The organism is Pseudomonas moorei (genome assembly GCF_042846945.1).
GTDB classification, from domain to species: domain Bacteria; phylum Pseudomonadota; class Gammaproteobacteria; order Pseudomonadales; family Pseudomonadaceae; genus Aquipseudomonas; species Aquipseudomonas moorei.
Genome location: NZ_AP035776.1, coordinates 2081229 through 2108075, shown reverse-complemented (window position 1 = coordinate 2108075; position 26847 = coordinate 2081229). Strand labels below are relative to the sequence as shown.

Below are 26847 nucleotides of genomic sequence, written 5' to 3'. Positions count from 1 at the left end.
CGCCATCGAGGACAGCGCCATGAAAACCTACAAAGCCTTCATGCAACGTGTGGTTGCTACCGCCGGCCCCCAAGCCAACTTCACCATCACGGTTCAAGCGGTGACCTCTGCCATGGCAAAGGTCACCGCTGAAGCCCAGTACCCAGGCTACAAATGCCTGAACGCCCCCACTCAGGTGCGTTGAAGTTTTGCCAGCTCATCTTGCAGTTGCAGCGCCAGTCCACTGGTTCGCTGCACATTGCGACTCACCGCCCCTTCAAATACGCCCGGACTGGCTTCAACCAGGCTGAACCATTGCTTGGCACGGGTGATGGCAGTGTACAACAGCTCCTTGGTCAGCACAGGGTTCAGCACATCGGGCAATACCAGAGCCGTATGGTTGAACTCCGACCCCTGGGACTTGTGCACCGTCATGGCGAAAACGGTCTCAACCTCCACCAGCCGACTCGGCATCACGAAACGTACGCCGCCGCTGCCATCGTTTCGCGGGAAGGCCACACGTAGAACCCGTTCTGCAGAGGGACCCGGTACCCAGAGAGCAATGCCGATGTCACCATTCATCAAGCTCAGGCTGTAATCATTGCGGGTGACCAGTACCGGTCGCCCTTCGTACCACCCCTGGTCCCCCGACAACAACTCACAGCGGCGCAGTTCAGCGGCCACTCGTTGATTCAGTCCCTCGACACCCCAAGGCCCGCGACGCAGCGCACAGAGCAGACGGAACTCATCAAATGCGCCCAATACTTTGCCAGCCCAACCGGCCCAGAGGGCACTGTCCCAGGGAGTGTCTTTCGCAGGACGCTGGTCTCGTAGCTGCTCAAGGTAATGGCGATAACCAGGAGCATCGCCTTTGCCGTTGATAATCAACTCGGTGAGTGCGGCATCATGCTCGCCTCGCAACTTGAGGTTGAACAGCTGAGGCAATTGCTGATCAAGCAGGCTTCGTGCTTCGGCGGCATTTTTCTCATTGACCAGTTTGGCCAGACGCCCAATGCCCCGCTGGGCGTCGAAGCGTCGGGAGTAGCGCAGCATGACGGTTTGCTGGGCCAGCGGATCGCCAGCACCGACTGCCGTTTGCAACCCCGGAGCGCTGACCGACTCGCCACTGTGGGCTTCCAGCCAGGCCACTGTTTGCTCGCTATAGCCGCCGGCTTCAGCGTTGCGACAAAGGTCGCCCAACACGGAGCCTGCATCCACCGATGACAGCTGATCCTTGTCACCCAACAGGATCAAGCGCGCCTGCCGAGGCAAGGCATCGAGCAGGCAAGCCATCATTTCCAGGTCAATCATCGACGCTTCATCGACCACCAATACATCCAGCTCCAGTGGCTTATCCCGGTGGTGAATGAAGTTGCGCGAATCCGGTCGACTGCCCAACAGACGGTGCAATGTGGAAACATCCGTCGGGATCGCCTCCTGCACCGGGGCGCTGACCGGCAGCTCACGGACGGCCTTGCCAATGGACTCGGACAAGCGTGCTGCTGCCTTGCCGGTGGGGGCGGCGAGACGAATTCGCAGCGGCTTCCCTTCCTCCACGGCCGGTGTTTGCAACAGCCCCAGTAAGCGCACGACCGAGGTGGTCTTGCCGGTGCCGGGGCCGCCGGTGATGACGCTGAAGTTACCTCGTGCCGCCAGCGTACAGGCAATTTTTTGCCAGTCGCTACGGCGTTCACCGTTAACTTCGAAGGTGTCAGGGAATAAGGCATCGAGCCGACCGGAAAGTTTTTCCGGTGTTACCGCGTCCACACTCAAACGGGCGCTCAGCGCCTGGGCAATGCTGCGCTCATAGTTCCAGTAACGGCGCAGGTACAGACGCTGTCCGGTCAACACCAGCGGCCGCTCCGGGAATCGCTGCGGCTCGTCCCGATCCTCCACCATCGTGCTCAAGCACAACGCCCGGCGCCATTGCGCGACATCCAGGCCCAGCAACCATTGCGACGGTAATTGGCCGCCCTCCTCCCCTTCAGGAGGTAACGACAACACAAAGTCAGGCGCTTGCAGGGTAGCAACCAGATCCAGGCAGGAATGCCCGCGACCCAGTTGATGACTGGTCATCGCGGCGGCCAGCAACACACTGGCCTGAGCCTGGGGATCCTGTTCAAGTATGAAGGTGGCGAATGAGCGATCCAGTGCGCGCAACCAGCCTCGGTTCACCCAATTGTCGAGTTGATGCAGCAGCTCGCTGCTGTCGGCATCGCCAACGAACAACAGCGGGTGATCAACGTTGCGCTGGCTGTTGCTCAGCTGCTTAAGGGTCTGGCTCATGCGCTGGCCTCCGCGTGTTGCCCCATGAAGAGTTGGTCAAGCTGTTCAATCAACTGCCGTGGCGGCCTTTCGAAATGCACGCCATGGGTGGGCGCCTGGTGCCCACGGACGAACAGGTACACCGCCCCGCCCATGTGCTGTTCGTAGTCATACTCCGCAAGGCGCAGCTTGAGTTGGCGATGCAAGGCCAGCAGGTACAGGCACAGTTGCAGGTCGTAACGCTTGTCCAGCATCGTCTCGATCATCGCTTCGGCGTCGTAGGCCTGGTCGTTGCTGCCCAGCCAGTTGGATTTGTAGTCCGCCACGTAGTAGCGACCCTGATGTTCAAACGTCAGGTCGATGAAGCCTTTGAACATGCCGTTCAACTCATTGGGCGCCAGCACAGGGCGCGGTGCACCACCCAATGTATGTTGGCGCACCAGGGCATCAAGACGCTGAACGTTCACGGAGCGGCTGGAAAACCAGAACTCCATCTCTACTTGATAGGTGCTCAGAGTCGAGAGTTTGCACTGGGTACCGTTGAATCGCAGTGCCGCATTCAGATAGCTGCCAAGCCAAGCGGAAAGTGGCTCGATCCAGGTTTCCCAATCACGCAGGTTGCAGCGTCGGGCAACGGTGTTATGCAGGGTGATCGGATCTCCAGCAGCCTTGGCGAAACCTTCGCGCCCGGCCCATTCGAACAGCCCGTGCAGAAAGGTGCCCGGTCCTGCGCCCCGAGGGAAACCGTGAATCCCGGTCCCTGCAGGCAAGGCTTCAGCTTCACCTGCTTCCTGAAAATTGGCTTCCAGCGCAGTCGCCGGCTCAAGATTGGCTCCCGGTTCCGCCCCCATCAGGACATTACCGTCGGCAATGGCTAACGCCGAGTAACTGGCAATCCACCAGTTCGCCGCGAGCGTGTTCAGGGGACGCAATGCCGGCCCCACCAGCGGTGGTGTCGGCGTCGTATACACATCGTCGGTCGGCACGGGGGCCGCGCACACGTCTACGTCATTGCAGTTTTTTGCAAAAGTCTCGACCACGCTGAGAAGCTCATCGGGAGTGACTTGCTTCTCACCTGCCAACATGTAACCCAGGCCTGTTTTGTGCAAGTGCGTCGTTTTACTTCTGCGATCCGATGCTTGGGCTGCCATGCAAATCCAGGTGGCATAACGAGCTCGAGTCAAGGCGACGTAGAGCAATCGCATCTCCTCTCCCATACGCTCATCGTTAGCCCGAACTTGTGCAGGTTTTGCCGAATCACCTTTTACCAATTCAATCACCAACGAATCATTTTCATCGTGAAACATTGGCGGGGTTTTGCTTTTGCCATCGATCTCCCTTGCGCTGCAGGCAAACGGCAGCAGCACCAAGGGGTATTCCAGGCCTTTGGACTTGTGCACGGTGATCACCTTGATCAGGTCCGAATCGCTTTCTAGTCGCAGGATTTCTTCTTCGCTCTGACCATCGACCTGCTCGGCCAGGTGGCGGATCAACGCATGCTCGCCATCGAGTTCGGCAGCGCTGCGCTGCAGCCATTCGGCCAGGTGCAACAGGTTGGTCAGGCGACGCTCACCTTGATCCTCGAGAAGCAAACGGGCCGGTACCTTGAACGTGGCCAGCAGCTTTCGCAGCATTGGCAGAACACCTTGTTGCTGCCACATGACACGCAAATCCCTGAACAACAGCACCTGTTGCTCCCAGAACAACTCATCCTGGTTCAATTGCTCCAGCGTCTGCCATGGCAGCCCGACGCTACGGGTCGCCATCGCCGCTCGCACTAGCCGATCGCTGGTCGGTTGAGCGCACGCTCGCAGGATATACAGCAGGTCTTTGGCCTCATCGCTTTCGAAGACCGAGTCCCTGTCGGAGAGATAGACACTGGCCAATTGGCGCTGCGCCAGGGCTTTGCGGATGGCTTCTGCCTCCTTGCGATTGCGTACCAGAATGGCGATATCGGCGGGCCGCAAGGCGACGAATTCACCCTTATTGCTCAGTAAACCGGACCGTTTGATTGCAGCTGGATCGAGCCAGGCCTGAATTGCCGATGCCGAGGCTTCAGCGGCTTTGCGCAAGTACGTGGCGTTATTGATTACGCCCGGCGTTTCCAGATGCCAGAACGTCAGGGCCGGTTGATCCGTGCCGTTGATCTGCAAAATATCGTCGCGCCCGTTGGCTTGCACGGTGTTGAACGGCACCGGATTGCCCTGGTCTTCCTTGGCAAAACGAAACGCTCCACGCGGCTGTAATTCGGCGAACTCGAAGCAGTGGTTGGCTGCATCGACCATCGCCTGGGTGGAACGATAATTGGTGCCCAGCGTGTAATGACGGCCAGCCGTGGCCCCTCGCGCCTGCAGATAAGTGTAAATATCCGCGCCACGGAAGGAGTAAATCGCCTGTTTTGGATCGCCGATCAGGAACAGCCCGCAGTCATCCAGGTTCTCGCTGATGCGGTAGATGGTTTCAAAGATCCGGTATTGAACCGGGTCGGTGTCCTGGAACTCATCGATCAAGGCAACCGGGTACTGCTTGCGAATGGTCTCGGCCAGACGAGGGCCGGACGAGCTCTGCAGGGCGTGGTCAAGGCGATTGAGCAGGTCGTCGAATCCGATTTCAGCTCGACGTCGCTTTTCTTCGTCAAAGCGCTCATGCACTTCATGCAAGGCATGCAGCAGCACCTGCGCCTTGATATCAACCTTGGCGTTACGTTTTTCCAGCCAGGCATCAATGGCCTGTAGAACCTCATGTTGGGGAACCTTGTCTTTACCAGTGAGCCTCAAGCCGGATTGACTGAATGCTTTTATTTTTTCAGGTGCAGGTTGTCCCCGGCTCCACTGTTCCAAGTCGCGCAAGTAGCCATTGAATACATCATCCTGGCCTGCATTTTTATAGGTACCTCCATGCATCCGGGCCCGAACACTTTGCAGTAAGGCCTCTACCTCGACCTGATGCTGCTGCCACAACTGGCGAGCATTACGCTCCAGTTCGCCGACTGTTGCGTACCATTCACCCGGTTCCTGGAGTAATGCCTGCAAAGACCCAGGGGCTTCAAGAGGCTGGGCTTTGTATTGATAGGTCGCGTCCTGGCGTGTCAGCAACGAACCGAGCGCATCCCCCAACTCCTGAGGGCTTTTGAAACAATCACCGATCGCACGTGCCTGTTCCACCGGCAACTCATAGAAATGCCGACGCCAATAATCCCGGACCACTTCGGCCAGCAACTCGCTCTGGTCAGTTTCTAGCGTCTGGGTAAATAGACTGCCACTGTCGAAGGCATGCTCACGCAGCATCCGATAACACCAGCCGTGAATAGTCGAGACCGCGGCCTCATCCATCCACTCTCCGGCCAATTGCAATCGTCTTGCGCAGTCGGGCCATTGCTCCGATGGGCATTCGTCACGCAGTTGCTGCAGCAACTTGTCATGTTTGCGATCCGGCTCCAGAAAGCACTGTGCCGCTTCAGTCAACCGTGCACGAATACGGTCGCGCAGCTCCTGGGTAGCCGCGTCCGTAAAGGTCACCACCAGGATTTGCGGCGGTGTAAGCGGTGTCTTGAATGCGTTTTCGCCACCATGCCCCAGCACCAGACGCACATAAAGCAAAGCGATTGTGAAGGTTTTGCCCGTGCCGGCACTGGCCTCGATCAATCGGCTGCCATGCAATGGAAAGTCCAGGGGATTGAGATTAACTGGGCTCATTGGTCGCTCCCTGCGTGGCTGGAAGAAAGGTGTTTGAACAGTCCGCCATACAACCGCTTGGACCATGTGCCAAAATCACCGCTAGCGCATAGCTGGTCAAAGTCCGCGTAGGCGCGGCGCAAGGCGAAGGAGCCCTCTGCTTCTCCGGTGTGCTTGTAGCCACCCTCGAATGTCTCACGGGCCTTGTCCGAGGCCGCGTCTTTGTCTTCGCCATCCGCCCCCGCTTCCTCAAGCCATGCAAATGCGCTTTTGCAGGCGACCGGCAGCGGTTCACGCATGCCCGCCACCCAGGCGTCGAGCAGCGATTGCAACTGCGCCTGCGCCTCTTGCACGGGCATTGGCCGGAACACCACATCACCGTTCAAACTTACCAGAATCGTGGTGCAGCCCGAACCGCTCAACTGCAACGCCAAATGTCGCACCCAGGGTCGAACCAGGTTGTGCCAGCGCCAACTGTCGTCGTTGCACAGTTTCTTGCTGTCGAGTTGCAAATACACCCGCTCACCTTGGGCATTACAGCGAATGCCGCCTAACCAGTCATTTAATCCAGGTATCGATTCGCACGCGGCAATCGTTGCGGCAGTCTGGCCGTCCTCGATTTCAGGCCATGCCTGCAGCTGCGCGTGGTAACGCTCCAGCATGTCCGGTAGAGGCTCGGCCAATGCCGATGCGCTCAAGGTTCCGAAGCCACCCAGGGGCAACTTGCCTTCGCGCTGCAATCGCTGAACGTGCCTATCGAGCTCGGCCACCGCATTCTCGGGTCGGTAATCTTCTTCAACCCAGCGCTTGAGCGCTTGGCTGAGCCGGTCCTGGTGCTGCCAGTTTTCGAGGCCGTCGAGCTGAAAGGTTTCGTCGTCGCGGCCGGTGAGTTCGTCATTGTCGAAATTGACCTTGAGCCGTTGCTGGAAAAATGCTCCGACGGGATCACGGACAAACCCGGCCAGTTGGCGCAGGGTCAACGGAGAGTCTTGAGCAAGCGCTGACAACAAACCCGTCGATAGTTGCCTGGCTTGTGAATCATGCACTTCGCGCCATTCGTGAGAATACGTGAACAGCCCGTCGGGCCCAGGTTTATCGGCAAAGTAGGCAGGGCTGAAAGGCTGGAGCGGATGTTCCTGAGTCAATGCATGGAGCAGCGCATCAGGCCTCGCATCGGGCTGCGCCAAACGCCAGCCACTGGCCAGATGATCGCGCAGTTGACCGATCAATACCGAAGGTACGCGCTCGCTGTTGTCGCGAATATTGCGACCGACCCAACTGACGTACAGTTGTTCCCGGGCTGATAACAGCGCCTCAAGCAACAGGTAACGATCATCCTCGCGTCGCGAGCGATCGCCCGGACGGTAATCGTTGCGCATCAGATCAAAATCTACAGGCGGTTGTTGGCGCGGGTAGTCGCCATCGTTCATGCCCAGCAGGCACACCACCTTGAATGGAATTGCACGCATCGGCATCAGCGTGCAGAAGTTCACCGCGCCGGCAAGAAACCGTTGTGACAAGCCGCCCTCTTCAATGCCAGCCATCCAGGTTTCATGAATCACACTCAGCGGCAGCGGTTCGTCGAACTGCGCGGACTCACATGTGCGCAACCAGTCGTCGAGCAACTTGAGCAGTTGGTTGACCAACAAATCTTCCCCATCACCCACCGGGCGGAAGAACACTTTCAGCAGCGATTGCAGACGCTCAACCCAGAGTACCGGTGTGGCTAGCTGTTGCAGGTCTTCGCGGGCAATTTCCAGGTGATCGAGCAAGGTCAACAGCGGCCCGGCCAAGGCGGCTTCCAGTCCCGACACTTCATCGTACGGTTCGATGCCATTCAGTTCAGGTCCCTGGCCTGTCGCGTAGCCCAGCAACATGCGACGCATGCCGAAGCGCCAGGTGTTTTGTTCCAGGCCCGCCGGCATGTCCAGGCTCTCCCGCTGCTGCGCATCGAGTCCCCAGCGCACACCGGCTCCGTCAATCCAACGCTGCAGGATCGGCACATCCGCTTCCTTGATACCGAAGCGCGCGCGCAGCGCCGGTACGTCCAGCAGGTCGAGAATGTCGCTGACGGCAAAGCGGCTTTGCGGCAGTTCAAGCAGGTGTTCGAGAGCGATCAGCAAGGGCTGGCGCCCACGCTGTCCCTGGTCGGCCAGGGTAAAGGGCAGATAACGAGGATCATGACGCGACACCTGACCGAACACGGCCTCGATATGCGGTGCATACGCATTGATGTCCGGCACCATCACAATCACATCGCGCGGGCTTAGCCCAGGATTGGCACTGAAGCGAGCAAGCAACTGATCGTGCAGCACCTCCACTTCGCGCTGGGCACTGTGGACTACGTGAAAGCGCACGGAGCGATCCTGTGCCACGTCGACCGGGGCCCACACTTCGCGAGTTTCAGCCAAAGGACGCAATTCAAGAATGTCGCTTTGCAATTGACCTAGGAGGCTTGAAGGTGGCTCGTCATTGAACAGGTCGATACGCCCGCCGTTTAAGCCCTCGAAAAGGTGTCGATAACTCGCTGGCTCGTCATAGTGGTCGAGCAAATTGATGTAGTCGCGACCTTGCTTACCCCAAGCGGCGAGCAATGGCTGGCCATGTTGGCTCGCCACCATAGAAGCACTTCTGTTTGGCTGACGGCGATAGGCATGGCCCAACAAGTCTTTGTCAGCGACGATATCGCCCCAGTGATGGCGGCAAGGGTTGTGCACGCACAGCAACACCTGGCTGTAGCGCGAGAGTATGGCCAAGGCTTCCAAAACCTGTGCAGGCATAGATGAAATGCCAAACACCACCACACGCCGAGGTAAACCATTCGGGGGCTGCCCTGCTTCACGCAAGTGTGCGACAAAACGCTTGTGAACACCGGCACGGCTCTGCTCAAGAGCGCCCGCGCCTACATCCGCCAATACTTCACGCCACAGCTCCGCCTGCCACAGGTTGTCCAGATCCAGCGGTTTCACACCGCCTTTGATGTGCTTTAGCTGATCACGCCCGGCCGCCCAGTCCTCCAGCCAATCGGCGCGATAGACCTGATATTGGTCAAACAGGTCCGCCAGACGTTCGGATAGTTGATGGCGCTTGCGCTGATCGTCATCGTCCTGAAGGAATCGCCGCAAACTGCTGAAATTGGTTTTACTTAGTAATTGAGGCAGCAAGCGCATGAGTCGCCAACTCAGTGCCGCCTTGTCCAGCGGGGAGGTCTCTGGTGTCGTCTCAGCCCCCAATACAGACCTGTAGGCTTGCCAAAGGAAACGCGCAGGAAGTTGCACATCCAACGCTGCTGCGATACCGCAGCCACCGTTATCCGGATCTTCAGCCAGCGCCAGCTTCAACCATTGAGCAATGCCGTTGCTGTGCACCAGCACGACTTCGTTTTCCAGAGGGGCCAACGGGTAGCGCTGCATCCAGCTCACCGCTAGCTCACGTAAATCGTCCAAGCGATTGCCGTGAATAATCATGAAGCCGGGCTTCAACGAGTCCGCATCCTGCATACGCCACCCTCAGATCTGAATACGCAGCTCTGTGGTACAGAGCAGCAAAAGGCCATCACTTTAAAACGATATTGTTACACGCCACCAGCCCGAAGAAGGTCGCCACAACCATCTACAGGGGCCGAGCATAGGTTGCCCAAGGAGGAGAGCAAATGCTGGGGGTTTGCACAGGTCAACTACTCACGCACATCCCCAACCGTTTCTGCTGAGGCGACAGTTAGAAACAAATGAAAAGGCGTAAAAATCTGTGCTGTTTGTTGACAGTCCACGGGGTTCATCACCACTCACTTGAGCCTGCCCCCATGAAAACCTACCTAACCTTCATGCAACGTGTAGTTACTACCGCCGGCCCTCAAGCCAACTTCACCAATACCGTACAAGCAGTGAGCTCAGCCATGGCTGGCCAAGGTCACTGCCGAAGCGCAGTATCCCGGTTACAAGTGCTTCAACGCCCCACTCAGGTTCGCTGATGCTTTTCCAGCTCAACCTGCAATTGCAGCGCCAGCCCGCCGGTACGCTGCACATTGTGACTCACGGCACCTTCCCTCGGCCTGGCCTCGACCAGGCTGAACCAGCCCTTGGCTCGTGTAATTACGGTGTATAAAAGCTACTTGGGCAGCGCGGGATTCAGCGCATCAGGCAATACCAACGCGGCATGGCTGAATTCCGAGCTTTGAGACTTGTGCACCGTCATCGCAACCTGCAGACAGGTTGTCGCGTGATACCAAATTCTTCATCGGCATGGGCGATTCGACTTAGAAAAAACAAATTATTTGCTCCAAGACAGTTTTTCGAGACGAGACGCTCCCTAATTCGATCTGAATTCAGTTCAAAAAAATTTCAAACCTATATCACCTCGATGAACACCCTACCGTATTGATTGCGGCAGGGAATTTGGCGTGCCTGCTTTTGGCTCAGCACGCTCATCATTGGAGGATTTGCGTATGTATGCCCCCTGCCCTAGCTGCAGCTCTGGACGTGTCGTCACGAAAAATATCGGTAAACAAGCGGGTGGATTAATTGGGGTCGCCGGCGGTGCCGCCAGTGGAGCCGCCGGCGCCTTATCGGCGGCGGAAGCCGGTGCGGTAATCGGTGTGGTCGGTGGGCCGGTCGGGATCACTATTGGCAGTATTGCCGGAGCGATTTTGGGTGGTCTGATCGGCGGGGTCGCCGGTGGGATTGCCGGCGCCACGCTGGGTGAACAAATGGATGACAAGGTACTGAACAACTTCCAGTGCCTAGAGTGCGGTTACAGCTTCAGCGTCAACCGTTAAGTCGTTGTGAACAGGCGTCGTGCCTCACTGAAAAGGCGCCGTCTCCCCTTTATTCGCAAGGAAACACTCCCATGGCACACCTGATCGAACAAATGGCTTACGTCGGTGCTACTCCCTGGCATGGTCTGGGCAGTCGCCTTTCCGAGAAGCAACCGCTGGAAATCTGGCAACGCGAAGCCGGTATGGATTGGAAGATTCAAGAAAGCCCAGTCCACTTCAAGGCTGACAGCATCGGCCCATTGGGAACCATCCACTCGTTCCCGGAACAAAAGGTGCTTTACCGCTCCGATACCAAGGCACCGCTCTCCGTCGTGTCCAACCGGTACCAAATCGTACAACCGCGTGAGGTCCTAGAGTTCTACCGAGATCTGACTGAAGTATCCGGCTATGAGCTGGAAACGGCGGGCGTGCTAAAAGGGGGTCGCAAGTTTTGGGCGTTGGCACGTACCGGACAAACGGCCGAATTGAAAGGCCATGACCAGGTAAACGGCTACCTATTATTGGCCACCTCCTGCGATGGAACCCTAGCCACCACAGCGACGCCAACCACAGTTCGGGTGGTCTGCAACAACACCCTGACCATCGCTCTTGATGGTACGACCCGTGCAATCAAAGTGCCTCATAACACCCGCTTTGATCCGCAAGTGGTGAAAAAGCAGCTGGGTATCGCCGTTTCGCAATGGGATGAGTTTATGTACCGGATGCGGAATTTGGCTGAACGCAAAGTGCAGTGGCATGAGGCAATGGGTTTCTTCATGAACGTGCTGTGTGACGTCTCCCCACACAGCAAATTGCCGGAAGTCCTCCCCAACGAACGGGCGCTGCGTAAAGTCCAAGAACTGTACGAAGGCCAAGGTCGCGGCGCAACGCTGGAATCATCTCGCGGAACGGCCTGGGGCTTGCTCAACGCCGTCACCGAGTACGTCGACCATGAACGACGGGCTCGGAGTAATGAGTACCGCATGGACTCGGCCTGGTTCGGCCAAGGGGCTGCGATCAAACAACGTGCCCTGAGCGCAGCCCTTCAGCTCGCCGCCTAGTGGGGTTACTCGCGGTTACTTTCGGCTCGTACGTCTCGTTCCTGTCACCTATTAAAACGCCTGATCAGCTTGCTGCTGGTCAGGCGTTTTTTATGCATTAGGAAATACTCATGACCTCTCAAACACTACCAAAAACGACCGTAAAAACCCGGCCAGCGTTACGCCTGGTTGGCACCAAACAACTGCCGCGTGAAGATTGGCTGGCGGTACGTAAAGGCGGCATAGGCAGCTCGGATGCAGCCGCCGCTGTCGGCCTCAACCCTTATAAGTCCCAGTTGGAACTGTGGCTGGAAAAAACCGGACGCGATGCCTCCTTGCCTAAGATCGATCCTGAGGACGAGGAGAGTCCGGCGTACTGGGGCAACGTCCTCGAACCCATCGTCGCCTGGCATTACAGCAAGCGCAGTAGCAATCGAGTGCGGCGAATCAATGCCGTGCTGCAGCATCCCGATCCAAAACTGCCCTGGATGCTGGCCAACATCGACCGCGAGGTGATCGGTGCCGACGATGTACAGATCCTTGAATGCAAAACCGCCGGTATCAACGGCGCTCGCCTATGGAAGGAGGGTGTGCCCGAAATTGTGCAGTTGCAGGTCATGCATCAGTTAGCCGTAACTGGCAAACAGGCGGCCGATGTCGCAGTACTGCTAGGTGGCCAGCACCTGGAGATTCACCGCATCGAACGGGACGAGTCGATGATTGCTCGGCTGATTGATCTGGAGCGGCTGTTCTGGGATTACGTGGTCAGCGATACCCCACCACCGGCCGATGGTACGGCCTCAGCGGAAGCGGCGTTACGCTGCCTCTACCCCGAGGACAACGGCCAGATTCTTGACTTTAGCCAGCACCCAGAGCTGGCCACCATCTACCTGGAGCTCAAGGCTGTCCGCCAGAGCATTGCCCAGCAGGAAACGCGTGAGGCGCAGCTCAAGCAAGTCCTGCAACAGGCCCTGGGCACAGCCACCCGTGCAGAGTTTGCCGATGGCTATATCAGCTGGAAGAAGTCCAAGGACAGCACCGGCTTGGATATCGAACAGATGCTCAAGGATAAACCCTACCTGCAGGCCCGCTACTCCAAGATCAAACCTGGCAGTCGCCGCTTTCTGATCGGCTGAATCCTCGCCTCTCGCCCAAGCCACCTGACCCTTCACGTCCCGGTGGCTTTTTTTCATTTCCAGATCAAGGATAACCACCATGCTCAAAGGTTTAGCGATCACCCCTCCGGTACTCGGGCGCATTTCCATCGGCAAGGTTGTTGAGAGAAACGGCAAGCGCCTGCCGGAGAAAGACGATCAGTTCACCCTCACCTCTCAAGTACAAAGCCGCGACGGCTGGTTGCTGCACCCGCTCAATGAGGAATTGCGCAACGGCCAGGACGGCAAGCTGCGCAGCATTCCGATCCGTTTACTGTTCAACGAGCCTGATCTGAATTTTCGTGCGGACTACAGCTTGTTCGACCGTAATACCGGCCGGCCACTGTGCGTCGGCAATGGTGAGACCTGCAAGCGTTTGACGAAGGACGGCATCCAGTCGCTGCCCTGTGCCTCACCGGATGGGTGTTCACTCGCTCAAGGCAATGCCTGCAAGCCTTACGGCCGGTTGAACGTAGTAATTGGCGATGACGATCCGCTGGGCAGCTTTGTCTTTCGCACCACGGGCTACAACAGCATCCGCACCCTGGCAGCGCGTCTGCATTATCTGCAAGCAATCTCCGGCAATCGCCTGGCCTGTCTACCGCTGGAGCTGCGTCTACGTGGTAAGTCCACTCGGCAAAGCCACGGTACACCGATCTTCTACGTGGACATCACGGTACGCAGTGGAATGAGCCTGGAAGACGCGTTGCTGGAAGCCAAACAGCGGGAAGAAACCAGACAAGCTTCCGGGTTTGACCAGAGCGCCTTGGATCTCGCGGCCCGCCAGGGATTTAAAAATGGAGCTTTTGAAGACAGCGAAGAGGACACCGGCGCCATCGTCGAGGAATTTTTCCCCGCCATTGAGGATCAGCTCAGCCTTGTAGCCCACCAAGTCCAACTGACAGCGCCTGCCAAACCCTCACTCGCTCAAAAACTGGATTCGCAAGCCACGCGGCACAACAGCAAGCCCACAGCCCAGTAACCCCCTCTCGACATTCCCAGCGTTCTCACGCATTTGTATAGGAATACCCGCATGAAATATCACAAGCTCAGAGCCGGTGAAGAAACCGGCACCTATGTCATGGACTCTCCGGTTACCGAAGCCGACATCCTGCAGATGGCGCAACAACTTGCGATGAGTCGTCTGTCTAAAGGTCGAGCACTGACTGAGCCAAGACACGTATTCAGTCATCTGCAAACACTGCTGCAGTACCATGAATACGAAGTCTTTGCTGTGCTGCTACTCGACAGCAAGCACCGGGTGATTGGTTTCAGGGAGCTATTCAGAGGCACACTGGACGGTGCCAGTGTGTATCCACGGGAAGTGGTCAAGATCGCTCTGGAGCATAATGCGGCAGCGGTGATCTTGGTGCACAACCATCCCTCTGGCGATCCGGAGCCCAGCCAAGCCGATCGCACGCTGACCACCACCCTCAAGAACACCCTCGACATGATAGGCACCCGGATATTGGATCATGTGGTGGTGGGCTGTGAAGGCTGCGTATCGCTGGCCGAACGAGGTTACTTGTAATCCCTAATTTTTCGCTTATGGGCATCAAACAACATCTCGTGGCCTTGGCTGGGATAAAAGAAAAGTCCTGTTTGAGCAACCCTTCTAGCGGCTCAAAACAGGACTTTCTTTTTTTTTGTCAGGAATACCCTGATAAGCGACAGATCATTATTGAGTTAGACCCGATTGGACGTAGATCCTGCTTACTTCACCAGCTCCATCAGCTTCCCGAAGCTGTTCACCACATCGTATTTGACGTTCTCGGGGGCGTACTTCTTATTGATCTCATTGAAAAACTTCCGTGCACATTCGATTTTGGTAGCCTCAATCGGACGCAAATCCATTGATGACATTGAGCCCTTGGTTTCAGCCACAAAGTACACATGCTTGATCGCTCCCTCCTTGAACGAAATCGCCCAGTCAGGGTTGTAATCGCCAACCGGGGTAGGGATCAGGAAGCCGCGCGGTAATTTGGCGTACACGACCACGTCGGTACAGGTGTCCAGCTCTTTCACAAACTCGCGCTCGATGCCAGAGTCGGTGATTACGTAGTCGTAGATATGGCGCTTCAGCTTATCACCGGCCTTGCTGAAGTCCTGCTTGGTCTGCCCTACGGTGAAGATGTCCAGATCGAACTTGTCCTCGACTGGGTCGTAGGCCAAATGCTCGATAATCATCGTCGCCTTCTGCTCATTGATCAACCGGACTGCTTCGGAGATGAAGCTCTCCGGATTGGTTCGGAACTGTGCAAACACCGCTACGCTAAGGCCTTTGAGGATGTCCGCAGTCGCGCGTCGTGTAAGTTGCGTGCCCTCAGCAACCTTACCAATGAGGTCGTATTTCACTGCCGAATGGACAGACTGATGGTTTTCGACGGGATCTGTCTTCGTTAGCTTGAAAGCACTACCGCTCTTAACATCGTCGTAAGTCACCTGTGCAGCCTGCTCGCCGGTCTGGATCGTGTACTGCAAAGGAGTCACGCGCAAGCACTTGTCCAGCTCTCCAACGGCTTTGTTAACCAGTTCAGCTGTATCAAAATTGACGCTGTAGGCAGCCTTGCGGTTGATCCGACTCCACAGTTCTTTAAACTCCTGCCTGTCGAAATTGGCATTGGTTTCAAGTTTCTTGGCTTTGCGGCCATCTTCCGGCTTGAATAGCTGGCTTTCGCTGAAAACACCATCGATTAGCTGGAAAACCTGTTCCGCATGAGCCTGCAACTCTGGTGGAAGCGGGGCCAGTGTGCCGTCCTGTTTGGCTTCGTGGTACGTGCCAGTAATGCGATCCGCATCGTCGCTATAGTCGTTTTTGAGCAGGTACTTGTAGATCTGCTTGGCAAGTTGCGGCGTGACTTCAACATCGCCTGTGGGGGTTTTGAGCACCTTACCGGTGAAATAGGCTTCGTCTGCCACCTTGGGGCGTTCCGACAAAGAGTTGCTGATGTCCTCCTGCAGTGCAGAGACGAAGTCCTTGTAGCTCTCACTCGCCACTACGGTCAGTACGTTGACGTCATGGACGATGGCCGGATGATCCATCCGATCACCGGTTTGATTGACTGACAATCGTAACCCACGACCGACTTCCTGACGGCGGGAGATGGTGTTGTCGCTGTGCTTGAGCGCACAGATCACGAACACGTTCGGGTTATCCCAACCTTCACGCAAAGCGGAGTGCGAAAAGATGAATCGTACGTTCTTTTTGTTTCTGGTGACGTCATCATCCGTTGGTTTTGGCAATGACAGAAGTGTTTCCTTGTCCTTCAGGATCAAGTCGTACGCATCCACGTCGTTCGACAACCCTGCGTTCTCACCACGCTTTTCAATATCAGGATCGGCGAGCCGCTTGGTCTTCTTGTCGATGGAGAAATAGCCGCTGTGCGTCCTGCCTGCATCGATACCCTTTAGGTACTTAATGTACGGTGTTTCATCCAGGTCCAGCACCTCATTCAGGTATTGGCGGTATTCCTCTTCGAAGATACGTGCGTAGTCACCTTTCTCGTCCGCAACCGAGTAGTCGCGGTACTTGGCCACTTCATCGATGAAGAACAAGGTCAATACCTTGATACCTTGCTGGAACAGCGCCTGCTCCTTGTCGAAGTGCGCATTGATCGCCTCCCGAATCTGAATGCGACGCAGCGACGCTTCGTTCACGTCCCCAGTGGCTTCGCCAACAAAAAGCTCAACGCCGTTTGTGAAGCTCAAGATGTCGGTATTGGCATTGATGTCCGCAACCACATAGCCACGATACTGATCCAGCTCGTTTGAAAAACCATCGGAGAAGAGGTTGTCGCCCTTGGAGAGTTTGCGCACCACGCGCTTGATCTCGCCGCTTTTCAGCTTCTGCTCGAACTCAACACGAGCCACAGGTGCCTTGCTCGAAATCTCGATGGACTGCAGGTACAAATAAGCATTGGTGCCCGCCAGCCCCTTCACTGAGATGCCGCGCACTGCGATTTTCTTCACCAGCTTCTGGTTGTAGGCGTCCAACGCGTCCAGCCGATGGATCTTGTTGTGCGTGGTCTTGTGAGTGGCCGAGTAGCGCAACACCATCAGCGCCTTGAATTCCTCCAAGGACTTCAGGGTTGCCGCACCCTCCATTTTTTGTGGCTCGTCCAGGATCAGAATCGGCCGATTGGCGCTGATCACATCAATCGGGCGGCGCGACTGAAAATCATCGAGCTCGTCATAGATGCGCCGGTTATCAGCGCCACGGGCAGCAAACGCCTGCACGTTGATCACCATCACATTGATACCAGCATCCGACGAGAAGCTCTCCAGATGGTGCAACTGCTTGGAGTTGTAGATGAAGAAGCGCGCCTTCTTGTGGTACGTCTCCAGGAAATGCTCTGCGGTGATCTCCAGTGACTTGGCCACGCCTTCACGAATGGCAATGCTGGGCACCACTATGATGAACTTGCTCCAGCCATACTGCTTGTTCAGTTCGAAAATGGTCTTGATGTAACAGTAAGTCTTCCCGGTTCCGGTTTCCATCTCGATATCAAGATGCAGCCGTGATACTGCTTTGGCAGTTACCTTGTATTGCGCTGTTGCCGCAACACGCTCCCGATTGCCATTGAGCGTAAAAAAATCGGTCAATGAGCTCGATAGTGGTAGGTTCTGCTGATGCTGCACCTGGGTGACGTTTTCCAGCAAAGTGGCGTCCGTGAGCTTCAGGTCGGCGTTCTTGAACCCACCCTCTGCAAACAGGTCTTCAACCCCTTTCTTGGCCTTGCCCGGATCGATGCGGTAACTGATAGCCTCCGGTGTTACGGGCGGTTGACCTTTGAAGCAGTCGACCACGGCTTGCACCGCCGCTGTCTGATAAGACTGCGTCTTGAATTTAAGTTTCATCGCGTGCCCCTCAGATGCATTTGACTTCGGTAGCTGGCGACAACAGCTTGAAAATCTGCTCAACATTGATTTTGACGGAGCTGTCTTTGTAGCCTGCATCGCGGAACACCACACGAAGGGGCTGCTGCTTGGCCAGCTCCTTCACAAAGTCTTCGTCAATACTGCCGGTGGCGTCGAAGCAGGCGGCAAGCACATTGCCATCGACAAAAAACACGTCTTGGCCTTGAATGGACTGATTGGTGATGGGCAGGGCCAGATCGACGCCCCAGTCCAGCATCACCTGGAACAGCAAATCTTCTGGCGTGCGGTCGGGCTTAATGTTGTCAACGAACAGGTCGAAATTGGCTTTGTCCAGCAAATCGGGCACGTAGTAGACGTCGGCCATGTTGGACGTGTCGATCTTGAGGGCTCTGAACCCGATGTCCTGGTTCCATGCGTCATTTACTTCCCTTTCAAGGATCTTCTTCCCAGCGCGGCGTATGCGCTCTTTCCCTATATCCGCTATCGAAGGTAAACCTGCGTTTGAGGCTGAAGAATCAGCGCTTACTTGCTCAGGTAACTGAATCATGATGAATCTTCTATTTCCTCCATCGTCGGCATTAACCGCCATCACCGCTTCAGCGGTAGATGCCGAGCCAGAGAAGAAGTCCATGACTATTGAGTTTGAATGACTTCCAATACGAACAAGCTTCGCCATGAGTTCGGGGGATTTCGGAAAATCCATGACCGATGCGCCGAAAAGGTCCTTAATCGCTTTTCTGCCATAGTCGTTTGTTATTTCCTTGTCCGTCCAGAGCGACTTCACTAAGGTCTTTGCGACTTCACCGTTATCGCTGTGCAAGTAGTCTTTTCGGTAAATGCGCCATTCGTCACCAGTCCGCTCTGCGCAAAGAAGAGCCCCCTCTTTTCCGACCTTTTCTTTACCCCACGTCCAGCATGTTTTTACCCCGTTAGGCGCATCAGGCCAGACTTCAGCTTGATGAGCGTCATCCCTAAAGAGGGAAACTCCGCCTGTTGTATTATTGACGTACAGCGGGTAATAGAGTTTTGGACGCGTTGTTGGATTGAACGCCTGGTTCCGGTTTCGCAACCCAAGTAGTCGATAAGGGCCTTTGTCATCTTTCTTGTTGTATTCCTCAACCATTCGCCCTTCTTTTTCGAGGCCTTGAATCGATGCGACGTTCAGACCATCTTTGACGAATACGAGAATTACCTCATGCGTTTTGGCGACGAAGCGATCAAGATGCCTTCCTCTTGGATTCAACTGCACAGCGAGTTGCGCCACAAAGTTTTCAGATCCAAATATCTCTGAGCAAATCGAAATAAGGTTGTGTGCTTCGTTGTCGTCAATACTCACAAAGAGCACACCATCGTCAGTAAGCAACCGGTTAGCAAGACGAATTCGGGAGTACATCATGGTTAACCAATCGGAATGGAATCGGCCATTGGCTGCCGTGTTGGCTACCAGTCTGTTGCCTTCTTCATCCTTTTGATTTGAGCGGCGCAAATAATCGTCAGCCCCTTCAGCAAAGTCATCTTCGTAGATGAAGTCATTCCCCGTGTTGTACGGTGGGTCGATGTAGATCATCTTGACCTTGCCGAGGTAGTTCTCCTGCAACAGCTTTAATGCATCAAGGTTGTCACCTTCTATGTAGATGTTCTTGGTGGCATCGAATTCCACGCTTTCCTCGCGGCAAGGCCGCAGCGTTTTGGCAATCGGCGCATTGGCAGCCAATAGCGCCTCGCGTTTTCCTGGCCAGTTCAGGTGGTACCGTTCCTGTGGTCCCTCGACAATCGACTCAGCAAGTTCTTGCCGCAGCTGGTCAAAATCCACTGCCAGCTTCACGCTGCCGTCTTCACCGACAGTCTCGGTGACGCAGCCCGGAAACAGATCACGAATGCGGGCGACATTGTCTCGAGTGAGGTTGGGCGAGTGCATTTTCATTTTTTCCACATTTTTTTCCTCTTGCAGCCGTGCTTCCGTGAAAGAAGCTCAACTGCCCATTTGTTCAAGTTCGTTTTGATAAATTCAGTCGTCTTATTGCCAGTCTTGGCAAAAGTGCACGCGCAGACTCTCGATAGCTAATGGCAAGGTACCCTCACATGTCACGCCCAGATAAGTGGCCGCACGAGTGGTGCCCACGTACAAGTATTTGTCGAAGAGCGCAGGATGTAGCTCGGCAAGCTGGTCGATGCCAATAAAGAACACAGCCTCGAACTCCAGGCCCTTGATGTGCTGGATATCGAACACGCGCACATTGCTTTCCTGCCCGACGGCCTGGCCCTCGCGGCAGGCGATGACCTGAATGTTGTGCTCGGCCAGGGCGGCATTCAGAGCCTCAGCTACCGGGGCCACGTCGTTTTCGGTATTCACAAAAATGGCGGTGGACGGCAATTGGCCTACAAAGCGCTCAATCTCACGAATGCGATCTGCGAGCCAGCTCACAACGACCGCTGTCTCGTCGGCATGCTCCAACAAGGCAGGCGCCACACCCGAGCTATCCATATTCGCGGGTAGGCTGACGTTTTGCTCGGTGCCAGCGACGGCGCGGATCATGGCACGGGCCAAGTCGTTCAGTTGCTTGCTCTGACGGTAGGAGACGGTGATCTCCTTGATGACGAAGTCGGCAAAGACCCACTTCAAGTCGTCAGCGGAACGCGCGCCCCAAGTAGTCAGGCGCTGGTTGAAGTCGCCGCAGGCAAAGAACGAGCGCAGTTGTGGGTGAGCCAATGCTGCCATGCAGGCGAGCTGAATGGGCGAGAAATCGGTCGCCTCGTCCACCAATACTTGGTTGCGGTAATGCCCCAGGATGGGCTGGAGCGATGACCAAGCGGGGCTGTCGATATCGCGCAGGACGCTGGGCCGGCTGATAAGGTCGCCTGCGACGCGCAAGATGGCCAGCAGCACAATATCGAGTTCGAGTGGATGGATGTCTCGTGCCTCGAAGCCCTCGTTGCGATACCAGTTTCCGGTTTCTTGGCGTTCTCGCCGAAACGCACGGTAGTGTTTGGGAATGCCGTCGAGGTAGCGCTTAACCGGGCTCACGAAGCGTCGAGCGTTGGTCTGCACCAGAAGACTCGCTCCCACATCTACACGGTCGGTCTCTGCCAGGCCACGATCGGCTAGCCACTCAATAATTTTGCCGTTGCGAGAGGTCTTGTTCAGCATACGCTTGGAGGCTGCTGACCGAGCCTGGGCACGCACGGCTTGCATGTAGGCGTTGAGAGCAGCCGCGCGCCCCGTGCGCGATGTTGTGGTGTCTTCTTCCTCGTCGGCATCGAAATCGTCTTGCTCGTCGGTCTCAGTTGCCTGCGCCTGCTGCAAGCTGTCGATGACACGAGCTAACTCATCTAAAAATGCCCGGTTGCGGTTGAGCTGCAGGTTGAGCGCAGCTTTGATCTTGCCGTCAGAGGCTTCCTTCAGGCTGGTGACGAGCGCCTGCACTTTGGGGAGTTCTGCGGCCAATGATCCGAATGTGGAGGCCAGAGTGCCATCACCGGCCCGCGCTAAGATGTCTTGTAAACGTGCGCCCAAGCTCTTGACGTCGGGAGACTTGGCATCATGGAGTAGAGCCGCAGCTTCATGCAGCTCCTGCACGTAGGCGCTGCGTTGCCATGCATCGAAATCGTCAAACCACTGAATGGGTCGGTCGAACGCAGCTTCGCTAAGGCTTGGCAAGCTCTCTTTCAGGACGAAGGTGCCGCCGCCAGAAGCAGTTCTGAGAACGCCAAAAGCGTTTCTGGCCAGCTCGCGCCGATAGTCCTGCCAAGTTCTGATGCGCAGATCTGAAGCAGGAACGCCTTCTCGGGCAAAAGCCTCTTTAAGGTACTGCTTGAGCAGTTCGGTAGGCGTGAACATCAGCCAGCTGTTGGAATGCGCAACGCCTTGCGCTACAGAAACCGTCTCAACCAGGCGTTGCTCGCCTTCTTCTAAAAAAGCGGTATCGAGCTTTTGGCCGAGGCGCCGGATCAGGGTCGTCGTTTTGCCGGTACCAGGTGGACCCAAGATTAGCAGCCGCTTGTCGAGAGGAAGACGGAAAATCTCGTCCTGGTATTGATCGAGTACGGGCTGATCCCGCAACCCCATCTTGGTGATAACGCTGCGGCGAACGCCGTCGATGATGTTGGCCTTGACGGTCTCCTCCGCCAGCAATTGGCCCAGGATATCTTCTGTGACTTCTTCCCCGGCGACCTCAGTCAGCAGAGCTCGCAGCGACTCGATGGTGAGCGGCCCAAAATGCTCGGCTTCAACCACGGTGTCACGAGAGTCCCACCCATCGGCGAGTGCGCTCGGCCGGAGCTGAGCTCGCTCAAGAACCTCAACAACGGTTCCATTGGGAAGCGTGAACTCTGCACCAATCGCCAATGAGGCCAATCGTCCAACAGGAGCCCGGTAGCTGGCCAAATTGGGAAAGCCCGATACCGGCGTAGTGCGGCAGATGTAGTAGGTTTTCTCTTCGCCCTCTTCATCAACCACCACAACGCGAGCAATGGCGGGCTCTGCCACCAATACCCGGTAGCTTTCACGGTTCGCCTGGCTGATCTGATCCAACCTTTGGATAGCCGGACTGGACGTCATCGTATTGATGCTTGCCAGGGCATCGGATCCCAGTGTTCGTCCATCAAGAAGCTTGCTCTTGGAGGCTTCGGCGATGCTTTCGAGTTGCGCTAACGCCTCGCCCGCGACCTGCTCGATGTGTCTCTTCGATTCGTCATTCAGGCTCTGCGTCATGCGCTATCCCTACCGGTCAACTGTTCAAGTTCGTTTCTTAGCTGTCGCAAGAGCGCGTTGATCTCTACCTTGCGGTTGAATTGCTTTTCTTTGGCAAGCTTGCTCGCGGCCCTCTCGACCTCACGCTGCTTCGCCGCAACCTGTTCGACACGAGCGACCAAGTCACCAAGGCCTTCTTGCTGGCGCGCAGGTGTTGGAATCAGGCGGTGAAGCAACTGTTCGTACAAGCCACCCAAGTCGAGCGCCAATGGCATGACGGCGCGCTCCACATCGCTCGGTAACCACGCCGTCGCAAAGTAGTCGCTCAACACCCAACGGCTCGCGTCTGATTCGTTCGGGCGCTTGAACGCGGCGACTACCTGCGTTCGGCCGTCAAAGCTCAGCTCGAAGATGATGGGGAACTGCACCGCACCATCTATGCAGCGCAACACATCCAAATTCAGCTCCGAGGTCTTGAGCTGGATGGCGAAGATCTGAAGCTCCGGCACATTGGGTCTAGCGGGCAGGTTGATCGTTTCCGGAGCCAGCTTGTATTGCCAGACGATCTGTTCCACTTGCTCAACGAACAAGTCTTTCAGCCGTGTGTTGGCTCCACTGTGTTCGTAGATCTTGTTCTTTGGCAGGTTGCGGCCAAAAGCGGCCTGCTTCGGGTAGCTGATGAACGCGGCGTTCGACTCCCCTGGAGAGATATGACTCATCCGGCCTCCTGAATTATCAAGAAGGTGATGAGCTCGAAGTCATCCAGTCCGGCAATAGTGTTGACCAGCGCAGTGGTTTTGCCGCTGCTGAACAGGCTGTCCAGATCCTTCTCTTCCTTAACCTCAATCATCGAACGAATGGTCTTGCCAAGCAGGTCGGAATACACCTGCATCTGCCGCCCGTCAGCAGTTTCCTTGTTAAACAAACTGCAAGCCTCCGGAATGGGCTGCGCTTGGCCCTTGCAGCAACTGCGCACCAGATCGAGCAGGCGTTTGACCTCGGTGTGATCATGAATGACCTCACCCTCACGACTGATGTAGACGAGGTAATACGGGTGCAGACGGTTATGTTGGCTAACGCTGACGCTCGAGTTGCGGTTCCGCAGTGTAAAGATCACGCCTGGACGCAGGCCAAGCTCAGGTTTGGCTGACACAGCGGCGTGCATGCCGCTCGGTACGTTGCTCAACTCGCCATTGGCTTTGACGTAGTTGAGCAAGTCCATGCGGAAGTCATTAAGCCCCAGATCTGTGATCGAAACGCCCGTTTTCAGGTCTTCCAGCTCGATGACTTCGTCTTGTAGGCGGCGCAGCTGCTCCTTGCGGTAGGACACGTCGTTGGCTTGAGCGCTCAACACGTTGTCGTCGCCCGTGGCAGTGACGTCGGCAATCATCATCCGGCTCTCGACACGTTCCTTGAGGTTGATGTACTCGTCGAGCGAGATGTCGGGCCAGTAATTGACCAGTTGGATGCTGCTGTTGGGCGACCCGATGCGATCCACTCGACCGAAGCGCTGAATGATGCGCACGGGGTTCCAGTGGATGTCGTAGTTGATGAGGTAGTCGCAGTCCTGCAGGTTCTGGCCCTCGGAAATGCAGTCGGTGCCAATCAACAAGTCGACCTCAGCCGATTCGTTTGGCAGGACAATGGCCTTTTCTTTGGAACGCGGCGAGAAGAGGGTGAGCAGCTCCTGAAAGTCGTAGCTTTTCTTTTGAGCTGAGTTTTTTAGCGTCGACTGAGGCGAGCTACTACCAGTGACCTTCGCTGTATGCAGGTTCTGATTGGCGAGCAGCTCAGTGGCAAGATTGTCATAGAGGTAATCGGCCGTATCAGCGAAAGCCGTGAAAATCAGTACTTTTTTATTCCCGGGATTAATGGGATTGGCAATCTTGTCGAGCACTAGCGATTTCAGGTGCTGCAACTTGGCGTCTTCGGCTGGCGTGATTTTGCTCATGGAGACCAGTAAGGCGGAGATAATTTCCAGGTCAACCTGGAGTTCATGCTCCCAAGAAGGCAGATCCATATCTGCCAGCTTTATCCGAATTGTGTTGCCGATTTCTAAGTCATGAAACGACGGAATACCGTCTTCTTCAGCGTCAATTGAGCCCATGGCTTCTGTAAGGCTGGCGACCTCTGTTACACCGCCCCGGCTCTCGAACTCCTTAATCAGGCCGAGAACGCGCTGGTGGTTTTCCTTCAAAGAATTAAGTGTGCTGCGGAATGCATAAACAGAGCTTTCAAGGCGCTTCAGCAAATTCGTTGTCATCAGCGCTACCAGGCTTTTTTCCCGATCAACCTGACGTAGCTTGCCTCGACCGCCTTCAACCTGCGTGTCGTACATCTCTTCATACTTCGCCAATCTGCTAGGCAAGATGTAGCTGATGGGGGCATATACCGCGAGCTTGAGCAGAGACAACTGCTCGAAAATCTCGTTGAAACTCATTACATCCGTTCGCTGCTCAGCACCCACAACCAGTGGGCTACGGAACGACAAGGGCTTGCGCCGTTCAGGAAAGTGCCCGATATCCGTGGTGTCGTAGTAGGTCTGAATGTGCTTTCGCGAGCGTGCAATCGTGACGCTGTCTAGCAACTCGAAGAAATCGAAGTCGAGCGAGTCCAAAATAGCGCGCGCCGTGCGTTCCTCGGGCGGAAGTTTTGACCAAGCGTTAAAACTGGCCTGCGCACCACGGAAAATTTCCTCGACAGTTTTGCCAGTTCTCAGCTTCTTGCTTAGGTTTTCGGAGTTGCCTTCGTAAGCTAGCGCGAGTTGGTTGCGCAGGTCATTGAAGCGGTTGTTCACTGGGGTCGCTGAAAGCATCAGTACCTTGGTTTTTACACCCTCTTTGACGACTTTGTTCATCAGTTTCTGGTATCGGGTTTCCTTGTCCTTGAAGGCATCGTTATTGCGGAAGTTGTGCGATTCATCGATGACGACGAGGTCGTAGTTACCCCAGTTGATGCGGTTGAGCGGAGTGCCAAACGACTCTCCACTGGTGCGAGTGAGGTCGGTGTGGCACAGCACGTCGTAGCTGAATCGGTCACGGGCAAAGATGTTGGTTTTGAGGTTACGGTTGTAGTTGAGCCAGTTGTCCGCCAGCTTTTTGGGACAGAGCACCAGCACCGACTTGTTACGCAGTTCGTAATACTTGACGACGGCTAGGGCTGTGAAGGTTTTCCCCAAGCCAACGCTGTCCGCCAGGATGCAGCCACTATAGGTTTCTAGTTTGTTGATGATCCCGGTGGCCGCATCCTTCTGATAGTTGAAGAGCTTGCTCCAGATTAGCGTGTCCTGGTAGCCGGTACGGTCGTTGGGTAAAACGTCCTCATCGATGTCGTCCAGGAACTCGTTGAAGATGTTGTAAAGCATCAGGAAATAGACGCTCTCGGGCGAGTTCTCCTGGTAGACAGCCTCAATGTGATCGCAGATCTGCATGGTGACGTCTTCCAGTTTTTCCGAGTCGCTCCAGATCTGATTGAACAGGCTTAGGTAAGTTGCCGTGAAGGTTGGTTCGTCCATTTTGTTGACGAGGTTGGAGACAGCATTACCTTGCTGGTAACCGAGATCGACGGCTGTAAAGCCGTGCAATGGCATGTAAGAGGTGCCCGCTTCAGCAGATTGCACGCAGGCGAACTGCTGCATTGGGGCCTTGCTGCGATTGGACTTGAAGGTCGCCTTGCGCCGCATCCATTCTGCGCACTCTTTGGCAACCGCTCGCTGGGTGAGCTTGTTGCGCAACTGAATCTCGAACTCGCTACCGTACAGACTGCGCTCACGATCCAGCTTCGGGATGTGGAATTCCTTTCGCTCTTTGCGGACCTTGTCGGCAACCTCGCTGGCAACGAACGTCGGTGAGGTGAAGATGAAGTTCAGCTCGTCGATCTTTTCTAGCTCAGCTTTCAGCGCTTCGAATGCATACATCGAAAAACAAGACGCCGCGATACTCAGGCGGGAACCGGGTTTGAGCGTCGCTTTGAGGTCGTCACCCAGCAGCCTTGTAATATTGTCAATGAGCTCCATCGTTTCCCTTACCTTTTTTCGTCTCTTCCACTGACGGCGTTTCTGCCTGCAGACCCTGTTCCTGAGCATATTTCAGGATTAATACCTCAATCATCGAGGCAATGGAGCGTCGCTCTCTTTCCGCTGCAATTCGCAGCAGTTGTTTGATGTCACTCGAGGTACGAATGGACAGGGTTTCGTCCTTGGGACGCTTCATGACTCAGTCCTGCAGTTTTTGTGCTGCAAATGTACTGCGTCGTGCCATCAATAGCGACTCAAAAAATCCAGAACCAGGCGAACTGCTATTCCCACGCACTAAATCTAAGATTAGGGTCGTGATCGACACAGCAGCCGCAGCTTGCAGGCTCTCAACAAATTCATACAAGACAGGTCACCAACTGCTCCACCACACGCTTAGCT

Annotated in this window: 15 protein-coding genes and 1 pseudogene; 6 read left to right on the top strand and 10 right to left on the bottom strand. The window is 55.7% G+C overall.

What is annotated here, in order from left to right; all coding sequences use genetic code 11:
• The first annotated feature begins 19 nt into the window (after positions 1-19).
• Complete coding sequence (locus ACGJAX_RS09755; RefSeq protein WP_017528830.1) at positions 20-184, top strand: hypothetical protein; 165 nt, start codon at positions 20-22, stop codon at positions 182-184.
• Here the strand turns inward: ACGJAX_RS09755 and recD are convergent.
• The 4 genes and pseudogenes from recD to ACGJAX_RS09735 form a co-directional block, all read right to left on the bottom strand.
• Positions 172-2265: an exodeoxyribonuclease V subunit alpha gene (gene recD / locus ACGJAX_RS09750; protein ID WP_390958632.1), complete on the bottom strand. Its 2094-nt coding sequence runs from the start codon at positions 2263-2265 to the stop codon at positions 172-174. The two genes, ACGJAX_RS09755 and recD, sit on opposite strands and share 13 nt — an antisense overlap.
• Positions 2262-5939, bottom strand: coding sequence for an exodeoxyribonuclease V subunit beta (gene recB / locus ACGJAX_RS09745; RefSeq protein WP_390958630.1), 3678 nt, complete (start codon positions 5937-5939; stop codon positions 2262-2264). Before recB ends, recD begins: the two co-directional genes overlap by 4 nt.
• Positions 5936-9418: an exodeoxyribonuclease V subunit gamma gene (gene recC / locus ACGJAX_RS09740; protein ID WP_390958628.1), complete on the bottom strand. Its 3483-nt coding sequence runs from the start codon at positions 9416-9418 to the stop codon at positions 5936-5938. The genes recB and recC overlap by 4 nt, the downstream gene beginning before the upstream one ends.
• 457 nt (positions 9419-9875) lie before the next feature.
• Positions 9876-10115: pseudogene (locus ACGJAX_RS09735) on the bottom strand (ATP-binding domain-containing protein); the annotation flags it as partial.
• Between the two features lie 247 nt (positions 10116-10362).
• Between ACGJAX_RS09735 and ACGJAX_RS09730 the strand changes: the two are divergent.
• From ACGJAX_RS09730 to radC, 5 genes are all read left to right on the top strand, one after another.
• On the top strand, positions 10363-10692 hold the full coding sequence (locus ACGJAX_RS09730) for a hypothetical protein (RefSeq protein WP_390958626.1): 330 nt from the start codon (positions 10363-10365) through the stop codon (positions 10690-10692).
• 71 nt (positions 10693-10763) lie between these two features.
• Positions 10764-11732, top strand: coding sequence for a DUF932 domain-containing protein (locus tag ACGJAX_RS09725; RefSeq protein ID WP_390958624.1), 969 nt, complete (start codon positions 10764-10766; stop codon positions 11730-11732).
• Between the two features lie 110 nt (positions 11733-11842).
• The gene (locus ACGJAX_RS09720; protein ID WP_390958622.1) at positions 11843-12847 is read left to right on the top strand and encodes a lambda-exonuclease family protein; all 1005 of its coding nucleotides are present in this window, start codon (positions 11843-11845) and stop codon (positions 12845-12847) included.
• A 79-nt stretch (positions 12848-12926) separates the two neighbouring features.
• Positions 12927-13847: a hydrolase or metal-binding protein gene (locus ACGJAX_RS09715; protein WP_390958620.1), complete on the top strand. Its 921-nt coding sequence runs from the start codon at positions 12927-12929 to the stop codon at positions 13845-13847.
• 51 nt (positions 13848-13898) lie between these two features.
• A complete protein-coding gene (radC, locus tag ACGJAX_RS09710; RefSeq protein WP_390958618.1) occupies positions 13899-14396 on the top strand; it encodes a DNA repair protein RadC in 498 nt (165 codons plus the stop codon).
• A gap of 182 nt (positions 14397-14578) precedes the next feature.
• On the opposite strand, the gene ACGJAX_RS09705 is transcribed toward radC, so the two are convergent.
• The 6 genes from ACGJAX_RS09705 to ACGJAX_RS09680 form a co-directional block, all read right to left on the bottom strand.
• On the bottom strand, positions 14579-17722 hold the full coding sequence (locus ACGJAX_RS09705) for a DEAD/DEAH box helicase family protein (RefSeq protein ID WP_390958616.1): 3144 nt from the start codon (positions 17720-17722) through the stop codon (positions 14579-14581).
• Positions 17723-17732: 10 nt separating this feature from the next.
• Entirely contained in the window at positions 17733-19667 is a 1935-nt protein-coding gene (locus ACGJAX_RS09700) for a DNA methyltransferase (RefSeq protein ID WP_390959836.1), read from the bottom strand.
• A gap of 93 nt (positions 19668-19760) precedes the next feature.
• Positions 19761-22454, bottom strand: coding sequence for an ATP-binding domain-containing protein (locus ACGJAX_RS09695; protein ID WP_390958614.1), 2694 nt, complete (start codon positions 22452-22454; stop codon positions 19761-19763).
• Positions 22451-23152, bottom strand: coding sequence for a DUF4391 domain-containing protein (locus ACGJAX_RS09690; RefSeq protein ID WP_390958612.1), 702 nt, complete (start codon positions 23150-23152; stop codon positions 22451-22453). Before ACGJAX_RS09690 ends, ACGJAX_RS09695 begins: the two co-directional genes overlap by 4 nt.
• Positions 23149-26448 (bottom strand): helicase-related protein, encoded by a 3300-nt coding sequence (locus ACGJAX_RS09685; RefSeq protein WP_390958610.1) that lies wholly within the window; start codon positions 26446-26448, stop codon positions 23149-23151. The genes ACGJAX_RS09690 and ACGJAX_RS09685 overlap by 4 nt, the downstream gene beginning before the upstream one ends.
• On the bottom strand, positions 26435-26644 hold the full coding sequence (locus tag ACGJAX_RS09680; RefSeq protein ID WP_044268719.1) for a hypothetical protein: 210 nt from the start codon (positions 26642-26644) through the stop codon (positions 26435-26437). The genes ACGJAX_RS09685 and ACGJAX_RS09680 overlap by 14 nt, the downstream gene beginning before the upstream one ends.
• Between the last annotated feature and the right edge of the window lie 203 nt (positions 26645-26847).